The sequence below is a fragment of the Nitrincola sp. genome (assembly GCF_048264025.1).
GTDB lineage: Bacteria > Pseudomonadota > Gammaproteobacteria > Pseudomonadales > Balneatricaceae > Nitrincola.
On the sequence record NZ_JBLXDN010000023.1, the window covers coordinates 1 to 23,876 of the forward strand.

22 protein-coding genes are annotated in these 23,876 nt (G+C 50.5%); 15 read left to right on the forward strand and 7 right to left on the reverse strand.

From position 1 onward, the window contains the following. Position 1: 1 nt before the first annotated feature. Together ACN0R1_RS14895 and ACN0R1_RS14900 are read right to left on the reverse strand one after the other, a co-directional pair. Positions 2-271: a hypothetical protein gene (locus tag ACN0R1_RS14895; RefSeq protein WP_417584231.1), complete on the reverse strand. Its 270-nt coding sequence runs from the start codon at positions 269-271 to the stop codon at positions 2-4. A 76-nt stretch (positions 272-347) separates the two neighbouring features. Beyond that, positions 348-1,379 (reverse strand): amino acid ABC transporter substrate-binding protein, encoded by a 1,032-nt coding sequence (locus ACN0R1_RS14900; RefSeq protein WP_417584233.1) that lies wholly within the window; start codon positions 1,377-1,379, stop codon positions 348-350. A 263-nt stretch (positions 1,380-1,642) separates the two neighbouring features. Between ACN0R1_RS14900 and ACN0R1_RS14905 the strand changes: the two genes are divergently transcribed. The 3 genes from ACN0R1_RS14905 to ACN0R1_RS14915 all read left to right on the forward strand — a co-directional run bounded on the left by ACN0R1_RS14905 (position 1,643) and on the right by ACN0R1_RS14915 (position 6,096). Then, complete coding sequence (locus ACN0R1_RS14905; RefSeq protein ID WP_417584235.1) at positions 1,643-2,551, forward strand: LysR family transcriptional regulator; 909 nt, start codon at positions 1,643-1,645, stop codon at positions 2,549-2,551. Between the two features lie 120 nt (positions 2,552-2,671). Next, on the forward strand, positions 2,672-5,500 hold the full coding sequence (gene uvrA, locus ACN0R1_RS14910) for an excinuclease ABC subunit UvrA (RefSeq protein ID WP_417584237.1): 2,829 nt from the start codon (positions 2,672-2,674) through the stop codon (positions 5,498-5,500). Between the two features lie 362 nt (positions 5,501-5,862). Continuing rightward, complete coding sequence (locus tag ACN0R1_RS14915) at positions 5,863-6,096, forward strand: hypothetical protein (RefSeq protein ID WP_417584239.1); 234 nt, start codon at positions 5,863-5,865, stop codon at positions 6,094-6,096. A 115-nt stretch (positions 6,097-6,211) separates the two neighbouring features. On the opposite strand, the gene ACN0R1_RS14920 is transcribed toward ACN0R1_RS14915, so the two are convergent. Continuing rightward, entirely contained in the window at positions 6,212-7,477 is a 1,266-nt protein-coding gene (locus ACN0R1_RS14920; RefSeq protein ID WP_417584241.1) for a malic enzyme-like NAD(P)-binding protein, read from the reverse strand. 180 nt (positions 7,478-7,657) lie between these two features. Beyond that, positions 7,658-7,876 carry a 50S ribosomal protein L31 gene (rpmE, locus tag ACN0R1_RS14925; RefSeq protein WP_417584243.1) on the reverse strand — a complete coding sequence of 73 codons (219 nt, stop codon included), beginning with the start codon at positions 7,874-7,876 and terminating at the stop codon, positions 7,658-7,660. Positions 7,877-8,151: 275 nt separating this feature from the next. Here rpmE and ACN0R1_RS14930 point away from each other — a divergent pair, with 275 nt between their 5' ends. From ACN0R1_RS14930 to ACN0R1_RS14975, 10 genes are all read left to right on the forward strand, one after another. Then, the gene (locus tag ACN0R1_RS14930) at positions 8,152-10,359 is read left to right on the forward strand and encodes a primosomal protein N' (protein ID WP_417584245.1); all 2,208 of its coding nucleotides are present in this window, start codon (positions 8,152-8,154) and stop codon (positions 10,357-10,359) included. Between the two features lie 141 nt (positions 10,360-10,500). After that, positions 10,501-12,258 carry an arginine--tRNA ligase gene (gene argS, locus ACN0R1_RS14935; RefSeq protein WP_417584247.1) on the forward strand — a complete coding sequence of 586 codons (1,758 nt, stop codon included), beginning with the start codon at positions 10,501-10,503 and terminating at the stop codon, positions 12,256-12,258. Positions 12,259-12,261: 3 nt separating this feature from the next. Then, complete coding sequence (locus tag ACN0R1_RS14940) at positions 12,262-12,933, forward strand: SPOR domain-containing protein (RefSeq protein ID WP_417584249.1); 672 nt, start codon at positions 12,262-12,264, stop codon at positions 12,931-12,933. A 105-nt stretch (positions 12,934-13,038) separates the two neighbouring features. Then, positions 13,039-13,581, forward strand: coding sequence for an ATP-dependent protease subunit HslV (gene hslV, locus ACN0R1_RS14945; RefSeq protein ID WP_417584251.1), 543 nt, complete (start codon positions 13,039-13,041; stop codon positions 13,579-13,581). After that, a complete protein-coding gene (gene hslU / locus ACN0R1_RS14950) occupies positions 13,581-14,915 on the forward strand; it encodes an ATP-dependent protease ATPase subunit HslU (RefSeq protein ID WP_417584253.1) in 1,335 nt (444 codons plus the stop codon). The genes hslV and hslU overlap by 1 nt, the downstream gene beginning before the upstream one ends. A gap of 48 nt (positions 14,916-14,963) precedes the next feature. After that, positions 14,964-15,341 carry a gamma-butyrobetaine hydroxylase-like domain-containing protein gene (locus ACN0R1_RS14955; protein WP_417584255.1) on the forward strand — a complete coding sequence of 126 codons (378 nt, stop codon included), beginning with the start codon at positions 14,964-14,966 and terminating at the stop codon, positions 15,339-15,341. 91 nt (positions 15,342-15,432) lie between these two features. Further along, entirely contained in the window at positions 15,433-16,191 is a 759-nt protein-coding gene (gene ubiE, locus ACN0R1_RS14960; RefSeq protein WP_417584257.1) for a bifunctional demethylmenaquinone methyltransferase/2-methoxy-6-polyprenyl-1,4-benzoquinol methylase UbiE, read from the forward strand. Positions 16,192-16,201: 10 nt separating this feature from the next. After that, a complete protein-coding gene (gene ubiT, locus ACN0R1_RS14965) occupies positions 16,202-16,819 on the forward strand; it encodes a ubiquinone anaerobic biosynthesis accessory factor UbiT (RefSeq protein ID WP_417584259.1) in 618 nt (205 codons plus the stop codon). A 157-nt stretch (positions 16,820-16,976) separates the two neighbouring features. Beyond that, the gene (locus tag ACN0R1_RS14970; RefSeq protein WP_417584261.1) at positions 16,977-18,353 is read left to right on the forward strand and encodes a substrate-binding periplasmic protein; all 1,377 of its coding nucleotides are present in this window, start codon (positions 16,977-16,979) and stop codon (positions 18,351-18,353) included. Continuing rightward, positions 18,350-19,681: a diguanylate cyclase domain-containing protein gene (locus ACN0R1_RS14975; RefSeq protein WP_417584263.1), complete on the forward strand. Its 1,332-nt coding sequence runs from the start codon at positions 18,350-18,352 to the stop codon at positions 19,679-19,681. Before ACN0R1_RS14970 ends, ACN0R1_RS14975 begins: the two co-directional genes overlap by 4 nt. Here ACN0R1_RS14975 and ACN0R1_RS14980 read toward each other — a convergent pair. Further along, on the reverse strand, positions 19,641-20,081 hold the full coding sequence (locus tag ACN0R1_RS14980) for a CopD family protein (RefSeq protein WP_417584265.1): 441 nt from the start codon (positions 20,079-20,081) through the stop codon (positions 19,641-19,643). The two genes, ACN0R1_RS14975 and ACN0R1_RS14980, sit on opposite strands and share 41 nt — an antisense overlap. 198 nt (positions 20,082-20,279) lie before the next feature. Between ACN0R1_RS14980 and ACN0R1_RS14985 the strand changes: the two genes are divergently transcribed. After that, positions 20,280-20,561, forward strand: a complete 282-nt coding sequence (locus ACN0R1_RS14985; protein ID WP_417584267.1) for a hypothetical protein — start codon at positions 20,280-20,282, stop codon at positions 20,559-20,561. Positions 20,562-20,693: 132 nt separating this feature from the next. Continuing rightward, positions 20,694-21,359 (forward strand): response regulator, encoded by a 666-nt coding sequence (locus ACN0R1_RS14990; RefSeq protein WP_417584269.1) that lies wholly within the window; start codon positions 20,694-20,696, stop codon positions 21,357-21,359. Here ACN0R1_RS14990 and ACN0R1_RS14995 read toward each other — a convergent pair. Beyond that, positions 21,346-22,710 (reverse strand): NahK/ErcS family hybrid sensor histidine kinase/response regulator, encoded by a 1,365-nt coding sequence (locus tag ACN0R1_RS14995; protein WP_417584271.1) that lies wholly within the window; start codon positions 22,708-22,710, stop codon positions 21,346-21,348. The two genes, ACN0R1_RS14990 and ACN0R1_RS14995, sit on opposite strands and share 14 nt — an antisense overlap. Next, positions 22,710-23,864 carry a nitric oxide-sensing protein NosP gene (gene nosP, locus ACN0R1_RS15000; RefSeq protein ID WP_417584273.1) on the reverse strand — a complete coding sequence of 385 codons (1,155 nt, stop codon included), beginning with the start codon at positions 23,862-23,864 and terminating at the stop codon, positions 22,710-22,712. The genes ACN0R1_RS14995 and nosP overlap by 1 nt, the downstream gene beginning before the upstream one ends. Positions 23,865-23,876: the final 12 nt, after the last annotated feature.

Consider the following 23,876-nt stretch of genomic DNA (forward strand, 5'->3'; position numbering starts at 1 on the left):
GCTACCACATTTCGGTAGCTGGCCTCTCTCCGACCTGGCCCATCACATGAGTGTTGCGGTTATTATCTGAATTCAGGTTTAAATTTGCACTGGCATTGGCAAATAAAAACCATAGAAAAAATAAAACACTTGCTAACACAATAGATTGCAGAACAACGGCTATACTTGAATGGGTATTCAGAAAAGCAGCGCCACTTCTGGCCAAAAATTTTGATGATCTGGTTCCCCTGGACGCATTTTTGAGCTGTTTGGTTACAGAAGACTGGGTCATATTGATGCACCGCACGAAGGAGAAAAACGAAATCGCAATAGATAGGCCAAAACCTATCTATTGCCTTGACTAGGTGTTATCGGAAGGATTTAGCGTACATCATGCCGCCCTCGGTCCATAACGCATTTAGGGTATTCTCACGTTCAAGACCTAATACGCTATTGGGGCCTACGTTGCGCTCGTATATTTCACCGTAATTACCTACGTGTTTAATGACTTGATAGGCCCAATCATCGGCCAAGCCTAAACCTCTGTGAAGATCACCTTCCACACCCAGCAAACGGCGCACCACTGGGTTTTGGCTTTCGGCACGCATTGTTTCTACGTTTTCAGAGGTCACACCAAGCTCTTCGGCCGCTACCATGGCGGCGAAGGTCCATTTCACAACATTGGCCCATTCACTATCGTTTTGTCTCACCATAAATGACAAAGCTTCTTTGGAAATGGTCTCAGGCAAAATAATATAATCGCTCGGATTTGGAGCTGCAGAACGCTGTGCCGCCAAACCGGATCGATCGTTAGTTAATGCATCACAATTGTGATTAAAAAAGGCTGTGTTACGCACAGACGAATCATCAAACACTACAGTCTTGATGTCTAAATTGTTGGCGCGACTATAGTCCGCGATATTCAATTCACTCGATGTACCAGTCAATACACAGACGGTCGCACCTTGTAACTCTTTGACAGATGTAACTCCCAAATCTTTATGCACCATGAAGCCTTGGCCATCGTAGAAATAGGTATCTAAGAAATCCAGACCTTGCCCGGCATCACGGGACAGCGTCCAGGTCATACCTTTCGATAAAATATCACCTGCACCACTTTTCATAGAGGTAAAACTTTGTGCCCACTGTACGGGTAAAAAAGTCACCTTAGAGGAATCACCAAACACAGCCGCTGCTACACCGCGGCATATATCAATATCCATTCCCTGCCACTCACCGTCTTTATCTAAACTGTAAAAACCTGGAAAGGAGTTACCAATAACACAATTGATATAACCGCGCTCCTTTACTGCACTCAAGGTTGATGTGCTGTCATTTGCATGGCTATTTGCCGCTAAAAACAGACTGGCTGCCGCTATCGCAATAGAAAATTTATTCATTGTTTACTCTCTTCATATACTGTTGATTTTGTTATAAATATTACTCAACCAGAGTTATTATCAATAATACCTTTGGGTCTCGCCCCTTTCGACTTATTGAATGCACCAAATTGGGTTATAACTCTCTCCACCGCACCATTTTAGTGACTTTTTTTGATTTGCCATGATGCAGGTCAAAAAAACTAACTATTAGGATCTTATGTGAAGATTATTTATAATCACACTGAATATTTCAAATAGTCTGATAACTTTAGGTTATGCCTATGAACATCAATAAATTGCGTATATTTCACGAAGTATTCGTCACGGGAAGCATTACTCGTGCAGCAGAACGTAGCTATGTTAGCCAGCCAGCGGTTAGCAAGATGCTCACAAATTTTGAGGAGGAAATAGGCTACAAGCTGTTTGTACGCAATAACGGCAAACTTATTCCTACCGATGAAGCCCTGTATTTGCACGAAGAAGTCTATGGCATATTACAAGGTATTAATCATCTGCAGGACAGCATAAAGGGCGCAAAGAATAACAAAACTGGAAGGCTGCGTATTTGTACGATCTTTGGCCCGTCGTACCAATTTTTACCCGAGCTCATCGCTGAATATATGAACAACAACCCAGGTGTCGATGTCAGCTTACATCTATCTGGCTGTTCAGCCATCCGACAAGGCATCGCCTCAGGACAATATCAAATAGGACTAGTCGATAAGGCTCAAAGTTCGTCAAAACATGACTCGGTAGCGTTTGACTTACCCTGTTATTGCGCCGTACCCAAAGACCACCCAGCCGCACAATTAGAAATCATCCAGCCACATGATCTAGTCGATCTCAACTGGATCACACTCGATTCAGAGAATGCCACCACAAAAACCTTGAAGCGCATTTACGCTAACAGTGGGCTGCCATTCAATCGAACCCTGGAAGTACACACAACAATCCACGGTTTGTCCTTTGTTAACCTGGGTATGGGAGCCACCTTAGTTGATATTCTAAACTATCGTTACTTTCATAAAGTGTTTCAATTGCCAAATGTTGTCATAAGACCTTTTTCGCCCAGCATTGTAGAGCCCTTAGAGGTGCTAACCTCTAATTTGAGCCCTTTGTCTGGCATCGCCAAAGACTTTTATGATGCACTCATCAACAAATTGGAAATACAAACACAATTAGATAGATGACCCTTTGACTAAGAACTGTCATTAGATACAGGCACATCACGCCATTGAACACAGAGCGTTCATGTAAATTATGTACTAAAGGCTTATAATGCTCGTTTTTGCACTGTCACCGGAGCGGTAATGGATAAAATAATGGTACGGGGTGCGCGCACCCACAACCTGAAAAATATCGACCTGGATATTCCCCGGGACAAGCTGATCGTCATCACCGGCTTGTCAGGTTCCGGCAAATCCTCGCTGGCATTTGATACCCTCTATGCCGAAGGACAGCGTCGCTATGTAGAATCGCTATCCACCTATGCCCGTCAGTTTCTATCGATGATGGAAAAACCGGATGTAGACCATATTGAAGGGCTGTCTCCGGCCATTTCCATTGAACAGAAATCCACCTCGCATAACCCGCGCTCGACTGTCGGCACCATCACCGAAATTTATGACTACCTGCGCTTACTCTATGCCCGCGCGGGTGAGCCACGCTGCCCTGACCATGACTTGCCCCTGGCCGCACAAACAGTGTCGCAGATGGTGGATCAGGTACTGACTTTGCCGGAAGGCAGCAAAATGATGCTACTGGCACCGGTGGTTCAGGGCCGTAAAGGTGAGCACTTACATACCATCAGTGAGCTGCGTTCACAGGGATTTGTTCGCGCACGCATCAATGACATTATTGTTGATCTGGACAGCGCGCCTGCGCTGGATAAGAACAAGAAACACTCCATTGAAGTTGTGATTGATCGCTTCAAGGTACGTGACGATCTGCAGATACGCCTGGCCGAATCCTTTGAAACCGCCCTGAATCTGACCGATGGCATCGCCCGGGTCGCCTGGATGGAGGAGGAGGGCAAGGATGATCTGATTTTCTCAGCCCGATTTGCCTGCCCTGTCTGTGGTCACAGCATTCAGGAACTGGAACCGCGGATGTTTTCATTTAACAATCCGCACGGCGCCTGCTCTACTTGCGATGGACTAGGCGTCAAACAGTACTTTGATCCGGTCAAGGTGGTGCATGACCCTTCACTAACTCTGTCAGAAGGTGCCATTCGCGGCTGGGACAGACGCAGTCTGTACTATTTCCAACAACTGAAAGCGGTGGCGGATCATTACGGCTTTGATATGGACACTCCCTTCCGTGATCTGACCCAGGCGCAGCAGAAAGTGATCCTGCAGGGTAGTGGCACAGAACAGATAGAGTTTAGCTATACCAATGATCGCGGCACCCGTGTCAGCAAGCACCATCCTTTTGAGGGGGTGCTGAACAATCTGGAACGGCGCTATAAAGAAACTGAATCCGATATGGTCCGTGAAGACCTGGCCAAATACTTGAACATGCAGCCCTGCCCCTCTTGTCATGGTACGCGGCTGCGTCGTGAAGCACGGCATGTGTATATTGATGGTCGCACCCTGCCTGAAATCGTACGCATGGCCATAGGCGACAGCAAAGCCTATTTTGATCAATTGGAACTGAGCGGTAAACAGGGCGAAATTGCTGACAAAATCCTTAAAGAGATTCGTCAGCGCCTGTCTTTCCTGGTCAATGTTGGACTGGACTATTTATCGCTGGAGCGCAGCGCTGAGTCTCTGTCTGGCGGTGAAGCCCAGCGTATACGCTTGGCCAGTCAGATAGGCGCCGGTCTGGTCGGGGTAATGTATATTCTGGATGAGCCCTCCATAGGTTTGCATCAGCGCGATAATGACCGCCTGCTGGAAACGCTGCGCCACTTGCGCGATCTGGGTAATACCGTGATCGTGGTAGAACATGATGAAGATGCCATACGCTTAGCCGATCATGTTATCGATATTGGTCCTGGAGCGGGTGTGCATGGCGGTAAAGTGATCGCCGCAGGCACGCCACAGGAGGTCATGGACAATCCTGCCTCGATCACCGGCCAGTACCTCTCAGGGGTACGCCGTATTGAAGTGCCCGCACAACGCTACCCGGTTGACCCTGATAAATTTCTCCGCCTGATCGGTGCACGTGGTAACAACCTGAAGGATGTTACCCTGGAAATTCCTGTTGGCCTGCTTACCTGTGTTACCGGGGTGTCCGGCTCGGGCAAATCCACGCTGATTAACAGCACCCTCTATCCGATTGCTGCCACGGAACTGAACCACGCTACCACCCTGGATGCCTCAGAATATGATCGCATCGAGGGGATGCATCATTTCGATAAAGTCATCGATATAGATCAAAGCCCGATAGGACGCACACCCCGTTCTAACCCAGCCACCTACACCGGCATTTTCACCCCGGTGCGTGAACTCTTTGCCGGCACCCAGGAAGCCCGCTCACGTGGCTACAAACCAGGGCGCTTCAGTTTTAATGTCAAGGGTGGTCGTTGTGAAGCCTGTCAGGGAGATGGTGTCATCAAGGTGGAAATGCATTTCCTTCCGGATATTTTTGTACCTTGTGACGTTTGCCACGGCAAACGTTATAACCGTGAGACACTGGAAGTCCGTTACAAAGGCAAAACCATTGATGAAGTGCTGAGCATGACCGTGGAAGATGCGCGTGAATTTTTTGACGCCATTCCGGCACTGGCACGCAAGCTGCAAACCCTGATTGATGTAGGGCTCAGCTATATTCGCTTAGGCCAAAGCGCGACAACCCTGTCAGGTGGTGAAGCCCAAAGGGTGAAGCTGTCACGCGAGTTGTCCAAGCGCGATACCGGCAAAACGCTGTATATTCTTGATGAACCGACTACCGGTCTGCATTTCTATGATATTCAGCAATTATTGAACGTACTCTATCGCTTACGCGACCATGGCAATACCATTGTGGTGATTGAACACAACCTGGATGTGATCAAAACCGCTGATTGGGTTATCGACCTGGGTCCCGAAGGGGGTACGGGTGGCGGCGAGATTATTGCCACGGGTACACCTGAAGCGGTGGCCGAGGTGAAAGCCTCACATACCGGTCGCTTCCTGAAGCCGTTGCTGCAACGCTAGCAGAAAACTGCTAGCCCATGGCATTAGCAGAAAACTGCTCCTGCGTTTTCTGCATACACGCCGTCCATGGCGTTAAGTGTCCTCACGACAATTAACTGGTTGACAGCAACGCTGTAATGTTAGAAAAAGAAGGTCTGAAATCATTCAGACCTTTATTACATTGAGACACCAACATGACTCAGACTCACAAACAACCGAGCACCCGAATTTCCGTCGCCAATCGATGGCTGATGGCGTTTTCTCGTGTCTCGCGTGCTGTGATCTGATTTATTTACCGGCCGCGATATCTTCGCGGCCTCCGGTGCAAGTTCCCCACCCCAGACTCAGAAGATATCTCCGGCCCTTTTTGAAAGGAGATAGAGATGTTCCCACTGAAGCTGTTACACCAATTACAAAGCTGTTTTACCCGTGCAGTTACTCGGCAAAGTATTGCGCATTTGGATGCACGCCTGCTCAAAGATGTTGGCCTGGATCCTGATGGCAGTCGTCTATTGCCACAGCACAAAGACACTCCCAATAATCTGACCATTCGAGCACTGCATGATGTGGAACAACCCACACAATACACAGTGCTTCCTATTGTACAGAAACGCTGATGCGCTGGTGTTTTAACGGTTGTATCCGCCAATAAAAAACCGCTAACGGCGTTTAATCACCCCTAGCGGTTTTTTTATGACTCTTGTTAAGAGTCTCCTATCCTAAGCTTCCTGCTCAATACAACTCAGATTCACAACGAATCGGGTAGTGTTCCGGCATAGGCAAACGCGCTACACCACTATCGATTGCAGCCTGTGCTACCGCATAAGAAATGCGACCCAGCAGGCGTGAATCAGTTGCTTTTGGCAGAATGTAATCACGGCCGAATTCCAGAGACTGCAAACCGTAAGCTATCAGCACTTCCTGGGTGACAGGTTCACGAGCCAACTCGGCCAGTGCCTTCACCGCAGCAGCTTTCATCGCTTCATTGATCGTAGAAGCCCGCACATCGAGTGCTCCACGGAAAATGAAAGGAAAGCCCAGTACATTATTAACCTGATTGGGGAAGTCAGAACGCCCTGTGGCCATGATCACATCAGGACGGGCGGCGTTAGCAACTTCCGGCCGAATCTCAGGATCAGGGTTAGCACAGGCGAAGACAACGGGGTTATCCGCCATTTTCTTAAGCTGTTCAGGTGACAGCAGGTCCGGACCAGACAGACCTAAAAATACATCAGCTCCCTCGATGGCATCATCCAGGGTGCGCTTATCTGTTTCAGTTGCGAATGCCGCTTTTTCGGCAGTCAGGTCATCTCGACCAGAGTGGATCACACCCTTGCGGTCGATCATATATACATTCTCGACTTTCGCGCCCATGTTAATGAGCAGCTTCATACAAGCACTGGCAGCAGCACCCGCACCCAGACAGACAATCGACGCTTCACCCAGCTTTTTGCCAGCCAGCTCCAACGCATTGATCATGCCAGCCGCTGTAACGATAGCGGTACCGTGCTGATCATCGTGGAATACCGGGATATTGCAACGCTCAATCAGCGTACGCTCTATCTCAAAGCATTCCGGCGCTTTAATGTCTTCCAGGTTGATGCCACCAAAGGTTTCAGCAATACGGGCGACCGTATCGATGAACGCCTGTGGACTTTCAGCGTCTACTTCAATATCGATTGAATCGATATTGGCAAAACGCTTGAATAACAGTGCCTTGCCTTCCATGACAGGTTTAGAAGCCAGTGGACCCAGATCACCCAGGCCCAGAATGGCTGTCCCATTGGAAATTACGGCAACCAGGTTACCCTTCGCTGTATAACGATAGGCCGCTTCAGGATCTTTGGCGATCTCACGTACCGGCTCCGCTACGCCGGGTGAGTAAGCCAATGCGAGATCATGAGCCGTCTCTGCAGACGTTGATAGCTCAACACTGATTTTACCGGGACGAGGAAACTCGTGGTAATCTAGAGCCGCTTGCTTAAAATCTTGAGACATGGTTGCAGATTCCAACTAAGGTTGTAGTTAAACGGTCTTGCATCATAACCAAAAGCCATGTTGACAACAACCGCCCTTTAAGGGTGCATAACCACCCTGTCCTGCACAGTCACTGTGCTTAAAATGCAAAAAGCATCCACGAGGGATGCCTTATGTAAAACTTTATTACCAGTGTAACCGTTACTTTTTCAGTGAACGGGCACCAAAACGCTTGTTGAAACGGTCCACACGGCCACCGGTAGTCGCTTCTTTCTGCTTACCTGTGTAGAAAGGGTGGCAGCTGCTGCAGACGTCAACCAGCATAGAGTCATCACCCAGAGTGGATTTGGTCTGCATGACGTTACCACAAGAACAGGTGATCGTAATGTCAGAATATTTAGGATGGATACCAGCTTTCATTTTGAACCTCAATGGAGTTATTGATGTGCCGCCACCTGATCGGAAGGAACTATTTGCTTCAAATTGCCAGGCACCGCACTAACAAGGGTTGGACAGGTTTACGCTCCGCTGAGATTTTACGCTCCGCTGAAAAGGGCACACCCACCCGTACAATTACAAGGGCGGAAATTATACGGCCAGGCTGTACATCCCGCAACCTAAAAAGGCTATTTTATCGCCAGCAAAAAGAATTTAGACTGTTAGCGTCCAACCTTCAGCCAAAATGAGAGCCCTGATTGATTCTTAGAGTTGCCATCCCCACCCCCTTGCACCGGCTATTTGACTACCGGCCACCCGTTTCCGGCACCCTGAAGCCGCAGGTTGGATGCCGTGTCAGCGTGCCGTTTGGCCAACGTGAGGTGATTGGCATCATCACGGAACTGCCCGAGCAATCTGAACTGCCGCTGGATAAGCTCAAACCGGCAAACGCCATTCTGGACGCCGCACCCGTACTCGACAGCCTGCAGTTTTATTTAGCCCGTTGGGCCGCCAGTTATTATGCCTACCCGGAAGGCGATGCCCTGTCGCAAGCGCTACCCGCACTGCTACGCAAAGGTGAACCCGCCGAATTTGCGCATGAAACCCTCTGGCGAGCAACACAGGGCGCCAGTCTCGATGCGCTATCAAAATCAGCTACGCGACAGCGTGAACTACTGGCCCTACTGCTACGCAACCCCCAAGGCGTCAGTACAGACCTGCTGCGGGTTGAGTCTCTGCCAGTACCCTTATTGAAAACCCTAAAAGACAAAGATCTGGCTGAAGCCTTTATCCATCATCCTACCCCTCTGCATGCCGATGAGCGTGAAGAAGGCGACATATTAAAAGAAGCCCCGCTAACACTGAATGCCGAACAACACACGGCACTACAGGACATTGCGGCTGGGTCAGGATTTAACACCCTGTTATTGGAAGGCATCACCGGCTCAGGCAAAACCGAAGTGTACCTGCAAGCCATCCAGCAGGTACTCAAAGAGGGTAAGCAAGCCCTGATTCTGGTCCCTGAGATCGGGCTGACACCGCAGACACTGGCACGCTTTAAAGCCCGCTTTCAAGTACCGGTGGTCGCCCTTCACTCAGGGCTGACAGATCGACAACGCCTGGATGCCTGGTTGATGGCACGCGAAGGCACTGCCCGCATCCTCATCGGCACCCGCTCTGCCATTTTTACGCCGATGCGCTATCCAGGATTGATCATTGTTGATGAAGAACATGATCAATCTTTCAAACAACAGGACGGTTTTCGTTACTCAGCCCGCGATCTAGCCGTGCTACGCGCCAAACACGAGGCTATTCCGCTGGTAATGGGCAGCGCCACGCCCTCCCTCGAAAGCCTGCAAAATGCGTTCAGTGGTCGTTACCGTCACAATCTATTAACCACCCGGGCAGGCAAGGCGATGCCACCCGCCTTTGAGCTCCTGGATATTCGAGGTGAAACGCTCAATTGCGGTCTGTCTGACAGCCTCACACAGCGCATCGAAACTCACCTGGCAGGGGGCACGCAGGTACTGATTTTTCTCAACCGCCGTGGATTTTCACCGTCATTAATTTGCCATAATTGTGGCGCCGTGAATGAGTGCACCCGTTGTGATGCCCGCATGACACTGCACCGCTCGCCACCGCACATGCACTGCCATCACTGTGACCGCCAAACCCCCATACCCTTACGCTGCAATCAATGCGGTAGCGAAGACCTGCGCCCCTCAGGTGCAGGCACAGAGCGCACTGAAGACTTTTTATGCCATCGTTTTCCCAAAACCCCGGTATTGCGAATTGACCGCGACAGCACCGCACGTAAGGATGCTATGAGCCAACTCATGGCTCAGATCCATACGGGTAAGCCGTGCATTATGATTGGCACGCAAATGCTGGCCAAGGGTCATCATTTCCCCCGTGTTACCCTGGTAGCCGTGCTGGATGCCGACAGTGGTTTATTCAGTGCCGATTTTCGTGGCATGGAAAAAACTGCACAGTTAGTCTTACAGGTCGCCGGACGCGCCGGGCGCGCCGACCACCCAGGTGAAGTCGTGATGCAGACCCGACACCCAGATCACCCCATGTTGAACGCCCTGATTCGTGAAGGCTACAGCACCTTTGCCGCCTCTGAACTGCAGATGCGTAAAGCCGCGGGCTTACCCCCCTTCAGTTTTCATGCGCTGATTCGTGCCGAGGCGACACGCCAGGGCTGGGCAGAGGGCTTTCTGCGCGACATACGTGAAATGATGGAAGAGCAACTGGCCGCACCGGCTGGCAGCCACTGGTCCGGCCCTTTCCCGTCGCCAATGGAAAAGCGTGCCGGGCTGTATCGGGCGCAACTACTGATTCAGAGCCGCCAGCGCAGCGACCTGCATCAGTTGCTCATGCGCGTACTAACGTTTTTAACTCAGCACAAAGCGCGTAAGAAGGTGCGCTGGTCAATTGATGTAGACCCATTGGACAGTTATTGATTCTGAAGCTGGATATATCCTCATTCTGATAACAGGATGCGCTCAGAGATTGGCATTCAGACCACCGGACGAATTATAATGTCGGATTAGTCCAATCCGACCGCTGTCCGGTACGGAACACTGCCACCCAACGGAAGACTCATGAAAGCACATTTAGCCGACCTGCTTAACCAAGCGATTCAGTCACTGATTCAGGCGGGCACTCTGCCGCCAGATGCCCAAGCGGATATTCATATAGAAAATACCCGTGACAAAGCCCATGGTGATCTGGCCAGTAATCTGGCGATGACGCTGGCAAAAGCCGCTCGATGCAACCCTCGGCAATTGGCCGAACAAATCTGTGCTGCACTCCCGGCGTCTGATCAGGTGGTCAAAACTGAAATTGCAGGCCCTGGTTTCATTAACTTTTTTATCAATCCAGATGCTATTTACACCGTAGTCGGCGACATTCTCAGTCAGGGTAAAGCCTTTGGCCGCGCCAAGCCCAACTCCGGCCCTCGCGTGCAGGTGGAATTTGTGTCAGCCAATCCCACCGGTCCCTTGCATGTAGGTCATGGCCGCGGAGCGGCTTATGGCGCCACCGTCGCCGATCTACTCGAAGCAGCCGGTCTGGAAGTTGAACGAGAATATTATGTAAACGATGCCGGCCGGCAGATGAGCATTCTCGCCGCCAGCGTCTGGCTGCGTTACCTGGAAGAGCTCGAAGCCGAGCTAAGCTTTCCTAGCAATGGCTACCAAGGGCATTATGTGCGTGATATCGCCCACCGCCTGCTACAGGAACATGGTTCGCGCTTCTTGCAACCGACTGAACTGGTATTTGCAGACCTTCCCGCCGATGAACCTCAGGGTGGCGACAAGGATCAGTATATTGATGCCTTGATTGAACGTGCGCAACAGCTGCTCGGTGATGATTACACCCTGATTTTCAACGCTGGCCTGGATGCCATTCTCGGTGATATCCGCCAGGATCTAAGCGAATTTGGTGTGGATTATCAGGTTTGGTTCTCTGAGCGCTCTCTGACTCACAGCGGCGATGTCGATACTGCCCTGAATATTCTTCAGGAGAAGGGCCATCTGTATGAAGCAGAAGGCAATCTATGGTTTCGCTCCACCGCTTTCGGTGACGACAAAGACCGGGTAGTGCGCCGTGCCAATGGTCAGACGACCTACTTCGCATCGGATATTGCCTACCACATGAACAAGTTTGACCGGGGCTTTGATCAGGTCATCAATATCTGGGGTGCCGACCATCATGGCTATATTACCCGCGTCAAGGCCGCCATCTCCGCACTGGGTCATGATCCTGAACGCCTGATTGTAAAACTGGTGCAGTTTGCCATCCTGTACCGTGGTACTGAGCGTGTACAGATGTCCACCCGCTCCGGTTCTTTTGTCACTCTGCGTGAATTGCGTGACGAAGTAGGTAAAGATGCCTGCCGTTTCTTCTACGTCACCCGTAAGGCCGAGCAGCATATGGACTTTGATCTGGAGCTGGCCAAGTCAGAATCCAAAGACAACCCCATTTACTATATTCAGTATGCGCATGCCCGTGTTTGCTCAGTCCTGCGCAAGCTGGAAGCCGAAGGACTGCAATGGGATCAGCAGCAGGGCCTGATGGAACTCAAGCGCCTGGACAGCGAAGCTGAAAAAGACCTGATCACCAAGCTATCACTCTATCCAGAAGTGCTGCAGAACGCCGCGTTGAATTATGAGCCGCACCTGCTGGCCAATTACCTGCGCGAACTGGCTGGCGACTATCACACCTGGTACAACGGTCATAAAATGCTGATCGATGAAGCCGAACTGCGCAACGCTCGGTTAACCCTTAGTGTGGCGGTACGTCAGGTACTTGCCAACGCGCTGGAACTGCTCGGCACCTCCGCACCGGAGCAAATGTAATCCATGGCCCGACAGGATTACGCCCAGAAGCGGCGCCGAGGCACCTCCGCAAGCCGCTCTGCTCCCAAACGCCAACCGACGAAGCCACCGGTTCGACGCAAACCCTGGTGGCCTCGAGCACTACTGGCCGCAGCGGCGCTGATTGGGCTCATTTATTTGCTAAAAACACTCATAGCGTCCGGACCTCAAGGGCCGACCAGTACAGATACCCAGCCCGTGCGTCAACCTGCCCCCACGCGGCCAGCAGAGCCTGTACAGGTTACACCCGTCCTACCGACAGAACCTGCTGTGGTAGTGCCTAGCGTAGAGACACCCGAGATGCCTCCACCGCCAGAAGCACCAGAGGCCCGGTTTGATTTCTACGACATCTTACCGCGATCTGAAGTACAAGGGCCCCAGAATGTTTACCACTCGACCCCGCGTGATGCCCCTGAGGCACAATCTCGGCACTTGCTTCAAGCCGGCTCATTTCGAGCCGAAGCCGATGCCGAACGCATGCGTGCAGAACTGTTGTTAAGTGGCTTGCCCAATGTGCACACCTCCCGCGTTGAGGGTGACAATGGCATCTGGTATCGCGTCAGAACCGGTCCATTCAATAATCGAACCGAGCTAAACCGAGCTCGCAACCAGTTAACCAGCCTGGGGATCACTCCCCTACCCATACCACTGGATTAAGCCTTCGCGAGTGGAAAATTCTGTAGGCGGGTGGTGTTTCTCACTTGAAATACCCGTCTGCGCATCCATATCAACAAGATTAACGCACTAGGGAATGGATTTACTATGACAACTATTGTTTCTGTCCGCCGAGGTAATCAGGTGGTCGTTGGGGGTGATGGCCAGGTTTCACTGGGCAACACCGTCATGAAAGGCACAGCACGTAAAGTCAGCGTCCTGGCAAAACACCAGGTTATCACTGGATTTGCTGGTGGTACGGCCGATGCCATTACTCTCAGGGATCTGTTTGAGCAACAGCTCGACAAACATCAGGGTAACATTGTCAATGCAGTGATTTATCTGGCACGTGAGTGGCGAAGTGACCGTGTACTACGGCGACTGGAAGCCCTGATGCTGGTTGCTAACAAGGACAAAACCTTTCTGATTTCCGGTAATGGTGATGTGATTGAACCGGAAGACGGCGTTGTAGCCATAGGCTCCGGTGGCAATTATGCACTAGCCGCCGCCAAAGCACTGATGAACAACACCGAGATGGACGCGCGAGAAATTGTAGAGAAAAGCCTGCATATTGCCGCCGACATCTGTGTATTCACCAACAATAATCTGACTATTGAACAGCTGGAATCTATCGCTGGAGGAACAGCCTGATGTCTGACATGACACCCCGTGAAATCGTCCACGAACTGAACCGTCATATTGTCGGCCAGGAACAGGCAAAACGCTCCGTAGCCATTGCGCTGCGTAACCGCTGGCGTCGTATGCAACTGGATGAAGTATTGCGTCCAGAAGTCACCCCCAAGAACATCCTGATGATCGGCCCGACCGGTGTGGGTAAAACTGAAATTGCCCGACGCCTGGCGCGCCTGGCGAATGCCCCCTTTATCAAGGTCGAAGCCACCAAGTTCACTGAAGTCGGTTATGTTGGCCGTGATGTTGAAACCATTGTCCGCGACCTGGTGGAGATGGCCGTAAAAATGGTCCGTGAAGAAGCCATGGGCAAGGTACGCATCAAAGCCGAAGACCTGGCCGAAGATCGTATTCTGGATGCTCTGCTACCTCAAGCACGTGACAGCCAGCCCCAGCCCTACGATGAGTCCCGCACGGATAGCGCCACCCGTCAGATTTTCCGCAAAAAGCTACGGGAAGGGCAACTGGATGATAAAGAGATCGACATTGAAGTCGCCCAGCCTAAAGTCGGTGTGGAAATCATGGCGCCTCCCGGCATGGAAGAGATGACCAGCCAATTGCAGAGCATGTTCTCCAGCATGGGCCAGCAGCGTAAACAATCACGCCGCATCAAGGTAAAAGAAGCGTTAAAATTGCTGACCGATGAAGAAGCCGCCAGGCTGATCAAAGAAGATGACATCAAGCAACAAGCTGTCTACAAGGTTGAGCAGAACGGTATAGTCTTTTTGGATGAGATAGATAAAGTCTGTAAACGGGGTGAGTCCGGCGGAGCCGATGTGTCCCGTGAAGGTGTTCAGCGCGACCTGCTGCCACTGATTGAAGGCTGCACGGTCACCACCAAATATGGCATGGTGAAAACTGATCATATCCTGTTTATCGCCTCCGGTGCGTTTCATCTGGCCAAACCCTCAGACCTTATTCCTGAACTCCAGGGACGTCTACCCATCCGCGTAGAGCTAAAAGCACTCACGCCGGACGATTTCCGTCGCATACTCACCGAGCCTACCGCCTCACTGACCGAGCAGTACAAAGCACTGCTGGCTACGGAGGGTGTACAAATCGAATTTTCTGAGGATGGCATCAGCCGTATTGCTGAACTGGCTTACGAGGTGAACGAAAAAACTGAAAATATCGGTGCCCGCCGCCTGCATACGATGATGGAGCGACTCCTCGACGAACTGTCTTATGCTGCCTCGGATCGCTCTGGTGACAATATTCTGATTGATGCGGCTTATGTGGATCTGCAACTGGCCGAACTCAGCCACAATGAAGACCTCAGCCACTACATCCTGTAAGACCCCGTGCGGCTCTGCCGCCCGAATTACAAGCCTAATGGAGCGGTTATGATTCAGATTCCACTACCCAAAGATGTCCGCTTGCACCTTAAATCCAGAACACTGGAACTGGTCTACGAAGACGGCACCTTCGAACTAACAGCCGAGTACCTGCGGGTACACTCCCCCTCTGCCGAAGTACGTGGACATGGCATAGGACAGGAAACGCTGCAAACTGGCAAAAAACTGGTCGCTATCCGCTCTGTTCAGCCCAGCGGTAATTACGCTCTGAAAATAGTTTTTGACGATGGTCATGACTCGGGCTTGTATACCTGGGAATACCTGCATGATCTGGCGCATAATCACGCTGATTACTGGCAGCGCTATTTGACCAAGCTGGCGGAAAGCGGTGGCTCACGTGATGGCGGACTGATTGCCCGCAGTTAAAGCTCCCGTGGTTAATACCCCACAGTTAATAACAGGACAAACCCGTTTGTCAGCGCTACAATGCCAACTTCACTCAACAGGCAGAGACAGCATGAACGAGAAAAATCAGCACAACACCACCGATTTCGGTTTTCGGCAAATACCGGCTGAGGAAAAAGTGCGCCAGGTTGCCGATGTTTTTCATTCTGTAGCTGGAAAATACGATCTCATGAATGACCTGATGTCAGGTGGTGTACACAGGTTGTGGAAACGTATCACCATTGAACGTAGTGGTGCGCGTACCGGTCACTGCATCCTCGACATAGCTGGCGGCACTGGCGACCTGACGAAAAAATTCTCTCGAATCACCGGCCCAAGCGGGAAGGTTGTGCTGGCCGACATCAATGACTCCATGCTAAAGGTGGGGCGGGATAAGCTGATCAATAGCGGAACAGCCGGTAATGTAGAATACATCCAGGCCAATGCCGAGGCCCTGCCATTTGCCGACAACACCTTTGATATTATCACCATCGCCTTTGGCCTGCGTAATGTCACCGACAAAGATGCCGCCCTGCGCTCTATGCAGCGGGTATTGAAGCCTGGCGGCAAGCTGATGGTGCTGGAATTTTCCAAAACACAGAACCCGGCCCTGACCAAGCTGTATGATTTTTACTCGTTCAATATTCTGCCGCAAATGGGCAAAATAATTGCTAACGATGCTGACAGTTATCGCTACCTGGCAGAGTCCATCCGCATGCATCCGGATCAGGAAACCCTGAAGACGATGATGGAGGCCGCAGGATTGGTCAATTGTCGCTACGAGAATATGACCGGCGGTGTAGTTGCCCTGCATACCGGCATCAAACCCTGAGGGAGCACCTATGTCTGTGCAGATGTTGTCTGCTGCCCTGTTGGGTAGCGCTGAAACCAGCCTTAATCAGCTACTGCAACAGGACCCCAGAACCCTAAGGCGCCTTGCTGCACTGTCAGGCAAAGCAATACGCCTGGAGATCAACCAGCCAACCCTGACAATAACGCTGTTTCCTGGCACCGCTGGCCTTGATCTTTTTTTGCATAGCGAGGGTCCTGCCGATCTCACCCTAACAGGCAAAGCCCAGGATTTTATCCAGATGGCTAGCGCTAAAAACTCTAGCGATAAACTCTTTGGAAAGGGCATCTCGATCAGTGGTGATACAGGCCTGGCAACAGAGTTCAGTAACTTATTGAAAAATTTCAGTATTGACTGGGAAGCCTGGCTCGGCGACCTAGTTGGCGACACCTTTGCTCAGCCTTTGGCGAGCTTTATTCGTAACCAAAAACAGCAGGCTAGCAACATCCAACACAGCCTGACAGCCAACAGTGTAGAATACCTCCAAGAAGAGTTGGGCATCTTACCGCCTCGTGCTGAGATAGAGGGTTTTCTTGAAGCCGTTGACCAACTGCGCGATGCCACCGAACGCCTTGAGGCACGGATTAACGCGCTCCGCCATCACCGCTGATTTAAACAAAATCTATCCGTCCCACCTAACAGAAGTGCTTGTATATCTGAGCATCATTGTGTATTTTCTAAACAATACCTACACACTAAAACGCCGCCGTAACGACAACAATTACGCCATTTATAACTAGGTTCATTGACACAGGTATGGATAGCCTATGCGCAACTGGTTGTTTCTACTGGTTCTGATGCATGCTCTGCCAGCATACGCACAAGCTGGCTTGGATCAACTCAGATTCATAACGGAAGAGTACCCTCCCTACAACTATGCTGAAAACGGCAAGCTACATGGCATTGCTGTAGAACTTCTGGAGCGAGCATTCGAACTCGATGACAGGCAACTGGACCGAAACAGCATAGAACTGCTGCCCTGGGCTCGCGGCTATGAAACTGTGCTCAACACACCCAATAGCGTACTTTTCTCTACCACCCGTACAGATGCGCGCGAAACGTTGTTTCAATGGGTAGGCCCCATTTCGGCTGCCCGTGTAGTACTGATGGCACGCAAAGCCAAAGCCATTCAAATTGATAGTATTGATGCACTGAATCAGTCTGACCTGCGAATTGCCGTCATACATGAAGACATCGGCGCTCAACGATTGCAGGAACTGGGCGTAGATCCGGCTCGCATCCACACAGCGATTAGCAATACCAGCGCACTGGCGATGCTCGACGCCGATCGTGTCGACCTCTGGGCTTACGGTGAAGATGTTGCTTTTTGGCTGATGGATACTCAGGGTTACGAACGCCAAGCGTTTGAAGCGGTTTATACCCTTAGTGAGGCCTCTCTGTATTTTGCCCTTAATATTGATACAGACCCTAGCCTGACAGCTCAACTGCAAGCCGCCGTGGACGAAGCCAAAGGAGAACTGCCACGACTCAGGCTGGTCACGGAAGAGTACCCGCCCTATAACTACATCAACGAGCAGGGCGAAATCCGGGGTACAGCAACTCAACTGCTTAGACACCTATTGCAACGTAGCGGGTTTGTGGCCGAGTTTCAGTTATTACCTTGGGCTCGCTCACTGACCGAAGCCCAGATGCTTGAAAATACCTGCGTCTACTCAACCACGCGCACCCCCGAACGAGAAGCCCAGTTTGCCTGGATTGGGCCCTTATTAAGCAACCAGTGGGGTGCTTTCTCATTGGCCTCCTCTCCCCTTGAAGCAAGTAATCTGGATGACCTGACCGGATTACGTATCGGTAGTTTTCGTGAGGATGCCGTAGGGGAGTATGTTCAAAACCAAGGTCACAACTTGATTCTAGCAACCACAGATAGTGAAAACCTGGACCGCCTGAACACTGATCTGATTGATGTCTGGATCACAGGTGTCGCCTCGGCTAACTACTTGGCCGAGCGGCAAGGGACTGCACTGAAGAGGTTATTTGTGTTTAATGAAGTCCCCCTCTACCTGGCCTGCCATAAGTCACTCCCACCTCGGCTACAGCAACGCATACAAACTACCCTGGAAACAATCCTGAAAGAGCAAGGTGAACTACTAACGCCAACCCAGAACAGAGAGATAAGTGAGTGAGCCTCAAGGATGAACAGCCTTACAAGCGCCCAAGGGGCGTATCCCGTCGTCGCAGCCTGACCACGAAACAGGCACTGGCTACACTATTGGCAGGGCTAACGCTCAGTTTCATTGCTGGCTCCATTGAGCTGATCATAGATACACGCAGCATGCGCGGCGAAGTACAGAATCAAACCCGACAAATGCTCAAGTTGGTAGAGGCTACTGCTGCTGAAGCGGCCTTTCAGCTGAATCCGGAGCTGGCCGAACAGGTAGTTACCGGCCTGTACTCCGGTGAAACTCTAGCCAAAGTAGAGCTACGAGATGATTTTGGCCGGGTTATGTACAGCCTTGGCGAAGCTGAAGAGATAGCAAATCCTCTCTACAAATATCTATTTGGAGACATCCTTAGCTACCAACAAGCTCTTGAGTATCGTGTCCAATCGGGTGATGCAGGGCGACTGGTAGGAGAACTGGAACTGACACTTGCCCTGCAGACATTAGGTCAGAACTTTACTCAACGCAGCCTGTTGATCTTTACACTCAGCCTGCTGAAGACCCTGGGTATTGTATTATTAGTAGTCTGGGTTTTCGCCTTTTTAATCACTGGCCCATTACTACGCGTTTACAATGCTCTGCAAACCATCAATCCGGAAAAGCCCGGCAAATGGCATAGGCCATATCTGAAATACAATAAAGGCGATGAACTAGACCATCTGGTCAAAGGACTTGATAACCTGTTGAAAGCCTTTCAAACAGGCCTGGATCAACGTGATCACCTGCATACACTATCAAGCATTGATGGACTAACCGGCTTGGCAAACCGTCGTCACTTCGACACCCAACTGGAACAACTATGGCAAGAGGCACTAGAACAACAACAGCCAGTGGCATTGATTTTTATGGATATCGATTTTTTCAAACCCTTTAATGATAACTATGGTCATGCCGCGGGGGATGAGTGCTTGCAGCAGGTTGCCAGCACTATGCTGACAACTGTAACCAGACCAGATGACCTGGTAGCGCGCTATGGCGGTGAGGAATTTGTCTGCATTCTTCCAGGAACAGATTTGCAAGGAGCCTACAAACTGGCATGCCGACTGCAGGAAAATATTGCCAAACTTCAACTACCACATGCCTATTCCAGTTGCAGTGAGTGGATTACACTCAGTATCGGAGTAGCCTCAGAAATCCCTATACCAGGAGAAACCCGCCCGGATCGCCTGTTACTGCTGGCTGATGAACGCCTCTACCTGGCAAAAGCTTCCGGACGCAACCGGATCATCCGACAGCATCCAGACCCTGGCTCTAGAATGGCTTCATCAACACAAAATAAAGAATCGGTATAAATATCAACAACGGCAGCTCATTGAATAAACGGAAATAGCGACCACTCTGGGTCAGCTTACCCGCCTGCATGCGCTTAAGATAACTGAAACACCACCCATGGTATCCAATCAAAAAACCAACAAACAGGAGTTTTGCATGCACCCAGCCACCACGAAAACCATAACCCAACCACAGCCATAAACCAAAAATCAGTGTCAGCAACGCCATCAGCGTCATAAAGCCAAACAACTTACGGGCCATAATTTCCAGCCGCGCAACATCCTGACCAACAACACGTCCCTCTACATAATGCACATAGATGCGTGGCAAATAAAAAATACCTGCCATCCAACTGGTCATAGCCACAATATGTAACAGCTTAATCCATAAAAAAATCATCAATATGCCTTTTATCAACATTTAATATTGCTATTTATTCTACCCTCAACAATCAGAGAAGGGGTAAAACTCCGATTAAAAACACGTTACAATACCCAACTAAAGTCTAAACCCCTTCTTATCCGAGTATTTTTGTCAGAAAAGGCAAAAATATGTTGCACTGCAACATAAGTCGTATATAATTGGTTATACTTTGATCAATTATACGGGTGATTACCTATGATCAGCACGATAGAAATGAACATTCTGATTGCACTGAAGCGACTGGGTAAACGCAACGGCGTTTTTCCACCGGTGATGCTAACACTCAGAAACCAGTTCAGTGAACTGGAATACAATGCGTTTTTTCAACACATGCTGGTGTTGCAAGACAAAGGCTATCTGAAAATAGCAGCCGGTAAGTCTCGGGGTATTTTTATTACGCCTGCCGGTACGGCACTGGCTGAACGTTTAGAACAGGGATATCCAGACTTTAGCACTGAACTCTACTCCATGTCCTAATGCACCCAACTGCGTAGTTTACCAGCCAATAGGTGCTACGCAGCCTTTACCTGGCAAGCCATTCCTCTCCTATTTTTTTAGCCTCATACAGTGAAATTAGTGTAAAGTACTGCATAAAAAAGGATGCGGTACGTGATTAAACTACTGATTGCAGATGATCATCCCTTGTTCAGAGAAGCGCTGATCAATGTCATAAGCGCGGCGCTAACCAATCCGGAAATCATCGAAGCTGGCACTCTGGACGATGCACTGGTATTAGCCCAGGCACACGAAGATATGGATTTAATCCTGCTGGATATCAATATGCCCGGCATGCATGGTCTGGACGGATTATCAGCGCTACGTCGTGAAGCACCGACTATTCCAGTGGTGATCATCTCGGCTGAGGAAGACAAACAAACGGTTCTGAAGGCACTTAATCAGGGTGCAGCGGGTTTTATTGCCAAATCAGCGGCACGTGATGAGATGGCTACGGCGTTACAGCAGATTCTTCAGGGTGAAGTTTATCTACCAGCCAGTATCATGCGCAAAACTCAGGAAACTCCGTTACCCACCACGCAAACCCGTCCAAGCCTGTCGATGGAGTTGCTATTCAGTCTGACCCGCCGACAACTGTTAGTATTAGAACGCATGGTCAAGGGTGAATCCAATAAGCAGATAGCCACTCACCTGAACATTGCTGAGACCACCGTCAAGGCCCATGTATCTGCAATTCTGGCAAAGCTGGGCGTCAACAACCGCGTACAGGCTATTCTGGCGGCCAACGACCTGGATTTTTCAACTATCATACGTCGCTGACATCCATTGCCTGTCTAAGCAGGTGCGCAATAGTAACTTTCAGCTTCAATGGCTTAACCGGTTTATTCAACATTCGATAGCCGGCATTGCGAACATGTTGACGCAGTACACTGGTATGGTTTGCCGTAATCATCAGTACAGCCGAACTGGCCACATACTGCTGTAGTAATTTCTCTACCAATGTGAGGCCTGAGTCTGGCTCATTCAGATGGTAGTCCGCAATCAACAAATCAGGCCCCTGCGGCTCTGAAGCGAAATAGTTCTGCAACACAGCACTGCTCTCGGCCGTTTGTACCTGACAACCCCAGCCTTGTAATAGAGACTGCATTGCCGTACAGATAGCGGGATCGTTATCCAGCACCCAGATACGACTGCCCTGCAACACCTGCTGATCACTGCTTTGGTGCCGGTCAGGTAAATACGGCTGGTACTCAAACTGCGATAGTGGCAGTAACACAGCAAACACTGATCCTTTACCTTCTTCAGAACTGACGGCCACTGGGTGTTCGAGCATACTGGCAATTTTGTCTACTATTGCCAGTCCCAAACCCAGACCACGATCCTGCAGCGCAGGATTGGGTTTAATCCGCTGAAACTCCAAAAAAATCTCATCCAATTTATTAGCCGGAATACCAAAACCTGTATCTGCAACTTGTATTTGCACGCCCCCGGCGCGTCGGCGACACCCCAGCAATACTCGACCACCTGCCGGGGTATAGCGCACCGCATTGGTAAGAAAATTTCTCAGTATCCGTGCCAGCAGCACCAGATCGGTTGAAACGACCGTCGAACTCCTGACATAGTCAAAATACAGCCCCTCGGCTTCACAGATCTGGTGAAACTCTGTTGCCAGATTGTCCAGCAGATCAGATAACGGAAATACACTGATATCCGGTTTGATTACACCAGCATCCAGCCGAGACATATCCACTAGTGTGCCCAACAGACTATCGACATCTTGCAGCGAACGGTGAATAGCATTTGCCAGAGGCTCCAGTTCTTCGGACAAAGGCCGCTCCAGCAAGGCACCGGTAAACAGGCGAGCTGCATTCAGAGGCTGTAACAAATCATGACTGACGGCCGCCAAAAACTTGGTGCGTGAAATATTAGCCTGCATGAGTGCCTGATTAGTTTGCCGCAGCTCAGCCATGGCCACCGAAAGCGCTTCGGTACGCTCCCGCACCTGCTCGGCCAGGGCAGCCGAATGCTCAAAAGCCGCATAAGGCGCTGCATTAAATGCACTACCAGCCTCTACGCGTTCAATCAGTGCCGCATTAATTTTTCTCAGGCGCTGATTTTCAAGCCGTAAGCTGTGTAGCTCATGCTGATCTGGCTGTGTGCTATCGTCCATCAGTTTTCTGCCTCGCCAATGACGACTCCAGTGAAGGTTTGATTAATATGCACACCATCAAAATGCTCACCGTAGGTATTGAAACCAATTACACGATGGTGACGGAAAAAGCTGGATGCCTCGTCTAGACTGTCCAGATGCTCGGTTTCAAGACGGCGCAGAAAGCAATCACAACCCAGTGTGATCAGTGGTTTTCCAATACGGCTTTCTATAGCAGCAAAACGTTTTTCCAGATCCGGCAGAATGGGCTGAGGTTGCATCGCCGTCAGCACCATGCCATTACCTACCGCACAATAGAAGGTCAGGCTTAAGTCTGGATTAACCTTCTGGATCGAGCGTACGTAATATTCATGCCCCAGCTTCACCGCCAGCGGATGCAGTGCAAACACATTCGGATTGAGCTGCTGCGGATGCAGGCCCAGCATATCAGCATACACCTGTGCAGCAGGTTCAGCGTTCAGCTCATAGACACAGCGGCTATCTGGATCAGCGGCAGTTACCACCAGTTTATGCGCCAGGCTTTGCATATGATGGGTGGTGAATACCTCAAAATCCAGCGAGGTACGCACCAATGTTAGTGCCGCCGCCTGAGTATGAAATGCCCCGTTTACAAAAACATGTGTTCCGGCCAATTGGATATCATCACCTGCTGAGCCTCCAAAATGCGCAATGCTCCCCAGCGCTGAATCCAGTGCCACTAATACCAGCTCTTCCTGACTCGACAAGCCATCAAGTAGTGTCATGGCAAAAAAACGACCCGGTTGAACCACCCCTTGCCGCTGGTGTATGTGGCTGATCAACTGATCAACTTGCTGCTGCGCCTGGAGCAAACTGAAGTCATCCAAAGCTTCGATCAATGCAGTCTCGATACTGAACCAGCGACGATCAAAACCCAATGCGACGATGCTGCCCCGGTCATAACCACGTGGGGTAATCTCTCCGGCGGTGGTACAACCAACCAGCGGTGTATCACCAAAAGCACTATTCAGAGCAATGGCCAATTCCGGCAAGGGATATTCGGCTGAGCAAAAAAACACCACACATTCCAGCTCAGCATGACACAAGGCCGCCGCTAGCGTTTCAGCTGCGAGGACGACATCGGTGGCATCTGACATGGCAGTCAATACCGGTAGTTTTGCGAGCGGATCTAACATAGCTGGCTTCCT